General features: G+C 62.5%; 9 protein-coding genes. 3 read left to right on the top strand and 6 right to left on the bottom strand.

Translation table 11 applies throughout. The features are described from left to right. Positions 1 to 7 precede the first annotated feature (7 nt). The 4 genes from urtD to urtA all read right to left on the bottom strand — a co-directional run bounded on the left by urtD (position 8) and on the right by urtA (position 4320). On the bottom strand, positions 8 to 763 hold the full coding sequence (gene urtD, locus IVA75_RS12785; RefSeq protein ID WP_027565998.1) for an urea ABC transporter ATP-binding protein UrtD: 756 nt from the start codon (positions 761 to 763) through the stop codon (positions 8 to 10). 64 nt (positions 764 to 827) lie between these two features. Beyond that, positions 828 to 1967, bottom strand: coding sequence for an urea ABC transporter permease subunit UrtC (gene urtC, locus IVA75_RS12780; protein WP_247285230.1), 1140 nt, complete (start codon positions 1965 to 1967; stop codon positions 828 to 830). A 17-nt stretch (positions 1968 to 1984) separates the two neighbouring features. After that, positions 1985 to 2911 carry an urea ABC transporter permease subunit UrtB gene (urtB, locus tag IVA75_RS12775; RefSeq protein WP_018455942.1) on the bottom strand — a complete coding sequence of 309 codons (927 nt, stop codon included), beginning with the start codon at positions 2909 to 2911 and terminating at the stop codon, positions 1985 to 1987. 149 nt (positions 2912 to 3060) lie between these two features. Continuing rightward, positions 3061 to 4320 (bottom strand): urea ABC transporter substrate-binding protein, encoded by a 1260-nt coding sequence (gene urtA / locus IVA75_RS12770; protein WP_018455941.1) that lies wholly within the window; start codon positions 4318 to 4320, stop codon positions 3061 to 3063. Between the two features lie 173 nt (positions 4321 to 4493). On the opposite strand from urtA, the gene IVA75_RS12765 reads away from it, so the two are divergent. Both IVA75_RS12765 and IVA75_RS12760 read left to right on the top strand, forming a co-directional pair. Then, complete coding sequence (locus IVA75_RS12765; RefSeq protein ID WP_247285229.1) at positions 4494 to 7865, top strand: ATP-binding protein; 3372 nt, start codon at positions 4494 to 4496, stop codon at positions 7863 to 7865. Beyond that, positions 7849 to 8778 carry a response regulator transcription factor gene (locus IVA75_RS12760; protein WP_247285228.1) on the top strand — a complete coding sequence of 310 codons (930 nt, stop codon included), beginning with the start codon at positions 7849 to 7851 and terminating at the stop codon, positions 8776 to 8778. Before IVA75_RS12765 ends, IVA75_RS12760 begins: the two co-directional genes overlap by 17 nt. A 116-nt stretch (positions 8779 to 8894) precedes the next feature. Here IVA75_RS12760 and IVA75_RS12755 read toward each other — a convergent pair whose 3' ends face one another. Both IVA75_RS12755 and IVA75_RS12750 read right to left on the bottom strand, forming a co-directional pair. After that, complete coding sequence (locus IVA75_RS12755; RefSeq protein ID WP_247285227.1) at positions 8895 to 10397, bottom strand: NAD(P)/FAD-dependent oxidoreductase; 1503 nt, start codon at positions 10395 to 10397, stop codon at positions 8895 to 8897. Between the two features lie 125 nt (positions 10398 to 10522). Beyond that, positions 10523 to 11284: a trypsin-like serine protease gene (locus IVA75_RS12750; protein ID WP_247285226.1), complete on the bottom strand. Its 762-nt coding sequence runs from the start codon at positions 11282 to 11284 to the stop codon at positions 10523 to 10525. 105 nt (positions 11285 to 11389) lie between these two features. Between IVA75_RS12750 and IVA75_RS12745 the strand changes: the two genes are divergently transcribed. After that, complete coding sequence (locus IVA75_RS12745; RefSeq protein ID WP_247285225.1) at positions 11390 to 12025, top strand: HAD-IA family hydrolase; 636 nt, start codon at positions 11390 to 11392, stop codon at positions 12023 to 12025.

Below are 12025 nucleotides of genomic sequence, written 5' to 3'. Positions count from 1 at the left end.
GCGCTCCTTAGTGACCGAGATAAACTTCGACGACCTTGGGGTCGTTCTTCACCTTCTCCATGGTCCCTTCCGAGAGGATCTGGCCCTGGTGAAGCACGGTGACCTTGTGCGCGATGTCCTCGACGAACTTCATGTCGTGCTCGATGACGAGCACCGAGCGGTTCTTGATGATGCGGTTAAGCAACTCGGCGGTCTTGGCGCGCTCGGACACGCTCATGCCGGCGACGGGCTCGTCGAGCATCAAGAGGTCCGGATCCTGGATCAGCAGCATGCCGATCTCGAGCCATTGCTTCTGGCCGTGGCTGAGCTCGGATGCATAGGTGTTGAGCTTGTCCTTGAGGAAAATCATCTCGGCGACCTCTCCGACGCGTGACCTCACCGGCTGGTCACGCTGGAAAGTGAGTGAGCCGAATACGGTGCGGCCGCGCGGAAACGAGATCTCGAGATTTTCGAACACGGTGAGGTCTTCGAACACCGACGGCGTCTGGAACTTGCGGCCGACGCCGGCCTTGACGATCTCGTTTTCCTTCAGCTTGGTCAGCTCGGTACCGCGAAACTGGATCGAGCCTTCGGTCGCCTTGGTCTTGCCGCAGATCAGGTCGAGCACCGTGGTCTTGCCGGCCCCATTGGGGCCGATGATGACGCGAATCTCGTTCTCCTCGATGTAAAACGAGAGATCGTTGACGGCTTTGAAGCCGTCGAAGGAAACCGTCAGTCCGGAGACCGCGAGCAGGAATTCCTTCGGCTGATGACCGACGAGCATGATCTATCTCCTCACTGCCAGCTTGGCATCGGCATCGTGATGACCGACGAGCATGATGGTCTCCTCACTCTGCGGGTGCGCCGTCGGCAACCGAATTGTCGGTCCAGCCCGGCTTCTTGCGCGAGGCGAACAGGCGGTCGATGCGCGGCTGCACATAGTCGGCCCAGAGCCCCGACAGGCCGTTCGGGAAAGCGAGCACGACCGCGATGAACAGCGCGCCGAGACCAAACAGCCAGAGTTGCGGAAAGGATTCCGACAGGCTGGTCTTGGCGAAGTTCACCAGAATGGCCCCCCATATCGCGCCAAAGATCGACATCCGTCCGCCGACCGCGGTGTAGATCACCATCTCGATCGACGGCACGATGCCGACAAAGGACGGCGACATGAAACCGACATTGAGCGCGAACATGGCCCCGCCGATTGCGGCGAAAACCGCGGCCATACAGAACGCAAAGATCTTAAAGTTGGCGACGCTGTAGCCGGAGAAGCGGACGCGGTCTTCCTGTTCGCGCATAGCCACCAGGATGCGGCCGAGCTTGGTCAGGCGGATGAACTGCGCGATGCCGATGCAGGCGAACAGCAGCACCACTTCGATGAAGTACAGGATGACCTTGGCGTGGTCGGGCCGGATGTCCCAGCCCTTCAGGGTGCGCAGGTCGGTCATGCCGTTGATCCCGCCGGTATAACCCTGCTGGCCCACGATCAGGATGGTGAGGATGGCCGCCACCGCCTGGGTGATGATGGCAAAGTAGGTGCCGCCGACGCGGCGCTTGAACATCGCAGTGCCGATGATCAGCGCGAAGATGCCGGGGACCAGGATGATGGCGAGGATGGTGAAGGCGAGACTGTGAAACGGCTGCCAGAACAACGGCAGTGACGTGATCTGATTCCAGTCCATGAAGTCCGGGATGCCTGGCGTCGACTGGATCTTGGTATTCTCGACGCTGGAGGCCTCCAGCTTGAGGAACATCGCCATGCAATAGCCGCCGAGGCCGAAGAACACGCCCTGCCCCAGACTGAGAATGCCGCCGTAGCCCCAGCACAGCACCAGACCGAGCGCGACGAAGGCGTAGGTCAGATATTTCGCCACAAGGTTGAGACGGAACACATCCAGCGAGAGCGGCAGGATCACGAACAGCACAGCGGCCAGCACGAGGAAGCCCATGAGCTCGGATCGATTGAAGAAGCGTGAGTTGATGACCATGACTTGCCTGCTTCTTGTTATTTGCGGACCTTGAGGGCGAAGAGACCCTGCGGCCGCAGCATCAGGATTCCGACAACGGCAAGCAGCGTCAGCACCTTGGCCATCGAGCCCGACAGGAAGAACTCGAGGGTGGATTGGGTCTGCGAGATCGAGAAGGCCGATGCGATGGTGCCGAGCAGGCTTGCCGCGCCGCCGAACACGACCACGAGGAACGTGTCGACGATGTAGAGCTGTCCGGAGGTCGGCCCGGTCGAGCCGATCATCGTGAAGGCGCTCCCGGCGACACCGGCAATGCCGCAGCCGAGGCCGAAAGTGTAGCGATCCACCTTTTCGGTGTTGATGCCGACGGCTCCGGCCATTATGCGGTTCTGCACGACGGCGCGCACCTGCCGGCCCCAGCGCGATTTGTACATCACGTAGGCGACGCCCACGGTAATCAGGACGGTGAGGCACATCACGAAGACGCCGTTGATCGGCACTTCGATGCTGTCGGTCACGTGCAGCGAGCCAAGCATCCATTGCGGCAGCTCGACGCCGACCTCACGCGCGCCGAACACGGAGCGATAGGCCTGTTGCAGGATCAGGCTGAGGCCCCAAGTCGCAAGCAGCGTGTCGAGCGGACGCTTGTAGAGATGCCGTATCAGCACCCATTCCACCAACATCCCCAACGCACCGGATGCGACAAAGGCCAGGATCATCGCGAGGAAGAAGTAGCCGCTGAACAGGCTCGGCAAATAGGATTGGAAGAAGCTCGAGGTCATCCAGGTGACGTAGGCCCCGAGGATCATGAACTCGCCATGGGCCATGTTGATGACGCCCATCTGGCCGAAGATGATCGCAAGTCCCAGCGCCATCAGGACGTAGACGGAGAACAGGATCAGTCCTGCAAAGCCCTGCATGACGAAGATGGAGCCAAGGTCACCAAGCGAGTAGTCGCCGAACATCGATGTCCTCCGTCGGGAAAGGGTCCCGCGTCGCGAGCAGGTTCGCGACGCGGGGGTCTTGGGCGTGGATTTGCGGTCCACGCCAGGGAGAGGTTTTGTCTGAAAGGGAAACGGCGACGAACGCCGTGACTGACTGATAGGCTCTCGTCTTACTGGTAGCCCTTGGGGAACGGATCCGGCTCGACCAGATCAGCGGTCTCGTAGATCAGTTCGAACTGGCCATCGAGCTTGGCGCGTCCCACCCGGGTCTTCGACCAGAGGTGATGATTTTCGTGGATGCGCACATAGCCTTCCGGAGCGCCCTTGAACTCGATGCCTGGCGATGCCGCCGCGATCTTGTCGATGTCGAAGGAGCCCGCCTTCTCCACCGTCAACTTCCAAAGCCACGGGCCGAGATAGGCAGCCTGGGTGACGTCTCCGATCACGGTCTTCTCGCCCCACATCTTCTTGAACGCCGGGACGAAGGTCTTGTTGTTCGGATTGTCGAGCGACTGGAAGTACTTCATGCAGGCATAGGCACCCGCGATGTTCTCGCCGCCGATGCCGTCGATCTCGTCTTCCGTCACCGAGATCGTCAGCAGCGCCTGCTTGGAGAGATCAATACCGGCCGCCTTGAGCTGCTTGTAGAACGCGACGTTCGAACCGCCGACCACGTCGGTGAAGATCACGTCTGGCTTGGTCAGCTTGATCTTGTTGATGACCGAATTGAACTGGGTGTTGCCGAGCGGATAATACTCTTCGCCGACGACCTTGCCCTTCAGCACGTTCTCGACATGCTTGCGCGCGATCTTGTTCGAGGTGCGCGGCCAGATGTAGTCGGAGCCGATGAAGAAGAACGACTTCGCACCCTTCTCCTTGGCGATCCAGTTCAGGCCGGCGAGGATCTGCTGAGTGGCTTCCTGGCCGGTATAGATCACGTTCTTGGACTGCTCGAGACCTTCGTAGAAGGTCGGGTAGTAGAGCATGCCGTTGTACTGCTCCATGACGGGCAGCACGGCCTTTCGGGATGCCGAGGTCCAGCAGCCCATGATCGCCGCGACCTTGTCGTTGACGAGCAGCTTCTTGGCCTTTTCGGCAAAGGTCGGCCAGTCGCTGGCGCCGTCTTCCTGGATGAACTTGATCTTGCGCCCCAGCACGCCGCCCATGGCATTGATCTGCTCGATGGCGAGCTTTTCGGCCTCGATCGAGCCGGTCTCGGAGATCGCCATGGTGCCGGTCGCCGAATGCAGGATGCCGACCGTCACCTCGGTGTCGGTAACCGCGAGGCCCGTGGTATTGACCGCCGAGGTCGCCGGGGCCTGCGCAAAAGATGCTCGCGGCAGCATGGTGATGGCCGGCACGGCCGCCATTCCCATCAATAATTTGCGCCGGAGCGGCGATAACAGGCCCTTGTTCGCTTCGTCTGACATGAGCACCCCACTGTTGTTCGAGGACACGCGATTGGTGCCGTGAGGATGGCTCGAATTTGTGCACTGCAAGCATACGCAAGATCGCGTATACTGCACCGCAAAATGACGACGTAGGCTTTTGGTACGGGTTTTGCGAGGGGTCCGGCGCGTTCGGGAGTAGGAGTGGGGCTGAAGTGGCAGGGCGGCAGCGAATAGATCGCGTCAGGCGCCAGTACAACCAATGGGTCGCCAACCAGACGCTGGAAGACTACGCGCTGCGCTTCACCGCCAAGAGCGCGCGCCGGTGGTCCGCCGCCCGCGTCGCCAACACTGCACTGGGCGCCATCTCCTTTCTCGCGCTGGAGGCGATCGGCGGCACCATCACCCTGAACTACGGCGTTACCAACGCCACCGCCGCGATCCTCGTCGTCTCCACCATCATCTTCTGCTGCGGCGTCCCGATTGCCTATTATGCCGCCAAATGCGGCATCGACATTGACCTGCTTACCCGCGGCGCCGGCTTTGGCTATATCGGCTCGACCGTCACCTCGCTGATCTACGCCTCCTTCACCTTCATCTTCTTCGCCATCGAAGCGGTAATCCTGGCGATCGCGCTCGAGATGTGCTTCGGCATTCCGCGCCCGATCGGGTACCTCATCAGCGCGGTCGCGATCATCCCGCTTGTCACCTACGGCATCACGCTGATCAGCCGCTTCCAGCTCTGGACGCAGCCGATCTGGATCATCCTGCACATCCTGCCCTTCGCGGCGATCGCCTGGGCCAACCCTTACTCATTCACGGAGTGGCGCAAATTCGCCGGCGAGCACGGCGACGCCAGCGGACATTTCGATCTTCTGCTGTTCGGTGTCGCATCCTCCGTGGTGTTTTCGCTGGTGGCCCAGATCGGCGAGCAGGTCGACTTCCTCAGGTTCCTGCCGCGCGACCGCCGCACGTCGCGAACGTCGTGGTGGGCCGCCCTGCTGATCGCCGGCCCCGGCTGGATCATCTTCGGCGCGCTGAAACTGCTGCTGGGCTCGTTTCTCGCCTTCTTTGCGCTGAGCCACGGTCTCTCCAGCGAGCTGGCGGCCGAGCCTGCGCACATGTATCTCGAAGCGTTTCGCTACGTGCTGTCGCAGCCTGACATGGCCTTGGCACTCACCGGCGCGTTCGTGATCCTGTCGCAGCTCAAGATCAACGTCACCAACGCCTATGCAGGCTCGATCGCCTGGTCGAACTTCTTCTCGCGTCTGACGCATAGCCATCCGGGCCGGGTCGTCTGGCTGGTGTTCAACGTGATGGTGGCGTTGCTGCTGATGGAGATCGGCGTCTACAAGGCGCTGGAGCAGACGCTCGCGCTCTACTCCAATGTCGCGATCGCCTGGGTCGGCGCGCTGGTGTCCGATCTCGTGGTCAACAAGCCGCTCGGCCTGCGCCCACCGCAGATGGAGTTCAAGCGCGCCCATCTCTACGATATCAACCCGGTCGGCGTCGGCGCGATGACGATCGCGACCATCGTCTCGATCGCGGCATTCTACGGCCTGTTCGGCTCGACCATGAAAGCGCTCGCGGCCTTCGTCGCACTGACGGTCGCCTTCGTCACCGCGCCCGTCATTGCCTGGCTCACCGACGGAAAATACTACATCGCGCGCAAGCCGAAGAGGAGCTGGGCCAATATCGAATCGATCCAGTGCTGTATCTGCGAGCACCATTTCGAGCCGGAGGACATGACCTCCTGTCCTGCCTATGCCGGCCCGATCTGCTCGCTATGCTGCTCGCTCGACGCGCGCTGCCACGATTTGTGCAAACCGCATGCGCGCGCGCAGGTGCAGTTCGCCGACGCGCTCGCCAGGATCTTGCCGCAGGCGATCTATCAGCGGATCAACTCGCAGTTCGGCCATTACATCGGTGTGTTCGTGGTCTCCGCGGGCCTCGTCGCGCTGGTACTAGGGCTGATCTACCTCCAGACCTCGGTCAGCGTGCCCGGCGAGAACATGCTCGTCTCCAACGTGCTCTGGAAGGTGTTCTTCTCGCTCAGCATCATCATCGGCGTGGTCGCCTGGCTGTTCGTGCTGGCGCAGCAGAGCCGACGGGCCGCCGAGGCCGAGACCCGGCGCCAGACCACGCTGCTGATCCAGGAGATCGACGCGCACAAGCGCACCGACGCCGAGCTCCAGCGCGCCAAGGAAATCGCCGAATCCGCCAACCTCGCCAAGAGCCGCTACGTGGTGGGCCTGAGCCACGAGCTGCGCTCGCCGCTGAATGCTATCAGCGGCTATGCCCAACTCCTGGAGCAGGACACCACGCTCAACACCAAGCCGCGCGACCAGGTCCGCGTCGTCCGCCGCAGCGCCGATCACCTCTCCGGCCTGATCGACGGCATTCTGGACATCTCCAAGATCGAGGCGGGGCGGCTGTACCTGTCGCGCGACGAGGTGCGCCTGACCGAGTTCCTCGACCAGCTCGTCGGCATGTTCCGCCTTCAAGCCGCTGCCAAGAGCATCGACTTCGTGTTCAGGCGGCCGGCGCATTTGCCGGTCGTGGTCTATGCCGACGAGAAGCGGCTGCGCCAGGTGCTGATCAATCTGCTGTCCAACGCGATCAAATTCACCCAGACCGGCAGCGTCCATTTCGTGGTGCACTATCGCAGCCCGGTCGCGGAGTTCGAGGTGATCGACACCGGCCCCGGCATCCAGGGCGACGATCTCGAACGCATCTTCGCACCCTTTGAACGCGGTGCGCTCGGTGTCTCGCAGCCGCAGACCGGCACCGGGCTGGGCCTGACCATCAGCCGGCTGCTCGCCGGCGTCATGGGCGGCGACATCAAGGTCTTGAGCACGGTCGGCAGCGGCAGCACGTTCAAGGTCAAGATGCTGCTCTCGGAAGTCACCAATCCGCAGCGTATTGCGCCGGTGGAGGCCCCGATCTCAGGCTATCACGGCGCACGCAAGACCATCCTCATCACCGACGACGATCCCGTGCATCGTGACCTCCTGCGTGAGGTGTTGACACCACTCGGCTTCATCCTGCTCAGCGCGCCCGACGGCCCCGGCTGCCTGGCGCTGGCCCAGCACTGCCGGCCCGATCTGTTCCTGCTCGACATCTCCATGCCTGGCATGGATGGCTGGACGGTCGCGGAGACGCTACGCGCCAACGGCCACCATCAGGCGCGCATCCTGATGGTGTCTGCCAGCGCGCTCGAGGCCCACGGCACACCGCTGGCACAGCCTTTCCACGATGGCTATCTGATGAAGCCGATCGACATTCCCAGGCTTTTGGAAAGCATCCGCCAGCTTCTCAAGGTCGAATGGCAATACGGCTCGGAGGAGATCGCCGTGCCGCTGTGGCGGCCGGAGAGCGGCTCGCGACCGCCGGTACAACACATCGAGGCGCTGATCGGGCTCGGTCAGATCGGCTACGTCAAGGCTATCCAGTTGAAGCTGGACGAGATCGGCAGTGAGCATCCTGAACATGCCGACTTCGTCGCGGAAATGCGGTCGCTGGTCGACCGCTTCGATCTCGACCAGTATATGGCCACATTGAAGACGTTGCATGCGTATGAGCACTGAGTCGAAAAAGCGCGACGTCGCGCTCGTAGTCGACGACTCCCCGGAGACGCTGCGGCTGCTTACCGACGCGCTCGACAGCGCAGGGATGACGGTGATGGTGGCGCTCGACGGCGCAGCCGCGATGCGCATCGTCGACCAGATCACGCCTGACATCGTGCTGCTCGACGCGGTGATGCCGGGCATGGACGGGTTCGAGACCTGCCGCCGCCTCAAGCGTGATGCGGGCCTTGCCAATGTCCCGGTGATCTTCATGACGGGGCTCGCCGAGACCGAGCACATCGTGCGCGGGCTGGAGGCCGGCGGCGTCGACTACGTGACCAAGCCGATCGTGATCGAGGAGATGCTGGCGCGCATCCGCGTTCATCTCGGCAACGCGCGGATGACGCAGAGCGCGCGCGCCGCGCTCGACGTCTCCGGCCGATTCTTGTTCGCGGTCAACCGCCAGGGCAAATTGTTGTGGGCGACCCCGCAGGCGCAGAAGCTGCTGGCAGACCACCACGGCGCGCAGGCCGAGGACGACTTCGTCCTGCCGGTACCATTGCTGCAATGGCTGGAGCAGGCGAAGGGCAAGGGCAGCTCGAAGTCTCAGGCGGCTTCCTTGCCCGACAATCCTCAGCTCCGCCTGTACTACATGGGCGAGACCGCGCCGAACGAGTTCCTGCTGCGACTCTCCCGGGAGTCCGGCACCGCGCCGCCACCCGAATTCACCAGCGAGCTTGGCCTCACCACCCGCGAAGGCGAGGTGCTGGCCTGGCTCAGCAAGGGCAAGACCAACCGCGACATCGCGCAGATTCTGGGCTTGAGCCCGCGCACGGTCGACAAGCATCTCGAGCAGATCTACTCCAAGCTCGGCGTCGAGAACCGGACTGCGGCTGCGGCGATTGCGACGAATGCGACAAGAAGGAATTCGTAGTCTTGCTGCGAGTGAGTTGAAACACTCCTTGCCCAACAAAAGATGTCGTCCCGGCCTAGTGCGCAATTGCGCACTAGGCCGGGACGACTGCAGAGTGTGTGGTCAGCGCGAGCGCCTCACCCGTACACAAACTCCCCGCCATCCAGATCCGTCTTCGGGATCTCGTCCTTTTCGGTCCAGTAATCCTGGCTGTGCTGCCATTCCGGCTTGTCGCCGCGCTTGGGCAGCAGGTCCATGTTGCGCATCATGTAGCCGGGGTTGAAGTTCTCCGGATCGATCCAGGGCAGGATCGGCATGTTGTGGTCTTCGGCGCGCAAGCTCACCTCGACCTTCTTCTTGCCTTTGGCCTTCATGTGACCGAGCAGACGGCAGACGAAGTCGGCAACGAGGTCGACGCGCAGCGTCCAGCTGGCGCGGAAATAGCCGAACACCCAGACCATGTTCGGCACGCCCGTGAACATCATGCCGCGATAGGTGACGGTGTCGCCGAAGGCGAGCGGCTTGCCGTCGACCTCGAAGGCGATGTCGCCGAGCGCCGCGAGATTGAAGCCGGTTGCGGTGACGATGATGTCGGCTTCGAGCAGCTTGCCGGATTTGAGCTGGATGCCGTTCTCGACGAAGCACTCGATCTCGTCGGTGACGACGGACGCCTTGCCGCTGGCGATCCCCTTGAACAGATCGGCATCCGGCACGAAGGCGATGCGCTGCCGCCATGGCCGGTAGCTCGGCGTGAAATGGGTGTCGACATCGTACTCCGGACCGAGCACCGCGCTGATCTGGCCGATCAGCTCCTTTTTCACCTGCTCGGGTTTTGACAAGCAAAGCTTGGTGAACGCATCCTGCTCGAACAGGATCTTTCGCCGGACAATCTCGTGGATCCAGGCCTCGTCGACCTGCAGCCGGCGCAGCTCCTCCGCGATCTCGATGGCGTTGCGGCCGAGACGGAAATAGGTCGGCGAACGCTGCAGCATCGTGACATGCGCGCATTTGTCGGCAATGTTCGGCACCAGCGTCGCCGCCGTCGCGCCGGAGCCGATCACGACGACCTTCTTGTTCGCGAGGTCGATAGCATCAGGCCAGGTCTGCGGATGAACGATGCGGCCCTTGAAGCGATCGGTACCTTTCCATTCCGGCGTATAGCCTTCCGAATGGCGGTAATAGCCCTGGCACATCCAGAGGAAGTTCGCCGTGAAAGTTTTTGGCTCGCCGGTGTCGGTCGTCACCGCCTCGATGGTCCAGAGGTTCTGCTCGCTCGACCAGCTCGCCGAATTGATCCTGTGCTTGTAGCGGATATGCCGCGCGATATCGTTTTCGTCGATCACCTCGTTCATGTAGGCGAGGATTTCGTCGGCGGTGGCGATCGGCGGCCCGACCCAGGGCTTGAAGCTATAACCGAAGGTGTGGAGATCGCTGTCGGAGCGGATGCCGGGATAGCGATGCGTGGTCCACGTGCCGCCGAACGTCGCCTGCGTTTCCAGGATGACGAAGCTCGCACCGGGAAGCTGCTTGGTCATGTGATAGGCGCTGCCGATGCCCGAGATACCGGCGCCGACGATCAGCACGTCGAAGTGTTCAGAAGCCTGTTTGGCCGTGGCGTGACTGCGAACAGCGACATTCATTGTTGCTTCTATGCCTTGCTTGCTTTTGTGGCCGCCCTTGATTGGGCGACGCGTTTCCTCTGCAACGGACGTGGTCGCCCAGCGCGCTTCCGCTTCAAGATGACATAGATCAGGACGCGGTCAAATCACAGCGTCGCACCCCAGCTCCGCGCGGTCTGCAAGATCCATTCGCGATAGAGCGTGAGCGGCGTGACTCCGGTCAGCCCGCCGCAGCCGGCCGCTCCGTTCGGCCCCGTGGACCAGCTGATCACGCCGACGAGCACGGCTCCGGCCGGTTTGTCCTCGAACACGGGACCGCCTGAATCACCGGTGCAGGCGCCAATTCCGTCGCGAACACCGTTGGTTACGGGGTCGACCAACCGGATCTGGAGCGTGCCGGGCTGCCCCGTCGCAACGAGGCCGGCAACACGCGTCGCGCCCCCACTCTTGCCGTCGCCACGCACGGTGACGCCGATACCGGCGATGACGAAGCGGCTGCCGACCTGGATCGGAATATTCGGCGCACCGACCGGTACCGTCGATTTTCCCTTCAATGGAATTTCCAGCTGCAGCAGCGCCAGGTCGGCGGTAGCGCGATGCCCTTGCATCGCCTGCATGTTGAAACTCGGATGGATCGCGACGGTGCGGACATTCAGCAGTTGCGGCTGCCCGTCAGTGCCGCGGTCGACGATCTTGTAGTCCGCGCCGGGCTGCACGCAGTGGGCGACGGTGAGCACCAGCCTTGGCGCAACCAGGGTGCCGGTGCAGAAATTGCCGCGCGAGCCGACGATGGTGACGACGGCGCGCGCGACGCCATCGGCCTGCGGCGTGCCGCCGCCAACGATGGCATAAGCGGGCGTGGCCAGCAGCAGCAGCGCGGCTGTAATGATCGTTGCAAGCTTTTTCATGGGAACACGCTTCGGCATCGGTGACGGCGGCGGGATGGCTTCGGACTGGCCCTTGCCGATAGCGCATGCTAGCGCTCTTGGAAAGGAATTGACGAGGGCGGGATCTTGACGATCGAGGCTGTGATCTTTGATTTTGGCGGCGTGCTGACGAGTTCGCCGTTTGAGGCGTTCACGCGGTTCGAGACAGAGCGTGGCCTGCCCATCGACATCATCCGGCGCACCAACGCCGCCAATCATCTCGAAAATGCCTGGGCCAAGTTCGAGCGCGCCGAGGTCGATATCGACACGTTCGATCATTTGTTCGCAACGGAGTCGCTGGCGCTCGGCGCGGAGGTGCGCGGCCGCGATGTGCTCCCGCTGCTTCAGGGCGATCTGCGCCCCGAGATGGTGGAAGCGCTGAAGCGCATCAAGGCGCAATTCAAGACCGGCTGCATTACCAACAATCTGCCGGCCAATGCGATCGGCAGCATGACCGGCCGCTCACTCTATGTCGCCGAGGTGATGGTGCTGTTCGACCATGTCATCGAGTCCGCCAAGATCGGCCTGCGCAAGCCCGACCCGCGCATCTACCAGATGATGGCCGAGACGCTGAAGGTCGATCCGAAGAATTGCATCTATCTCGACGATCTCGGCGTCAATCTGAAGCCCGCGCGCGAGATGGGCATGACGACGGTCAAGGTGACCAGCGGCGCCCAGGCGATCGCCGAGCTCGAGGCCGCGACGGGATTGAAGCTGAGCTAG

The organism is Bradyrhizobium sp. 134, from assembly GCF_023074155.1.
GTDB lineage: Bacteria > Pseudomonadota > Alphaproteobacteria > Rhizobiales > Xanthobacteraceae > Bradyrhizobium.
The sequence above is the reverse complement of the archived record's forward strand: the minus strand, read 5'-3'. Positions and strand labels throughout refer to the sequence as shown.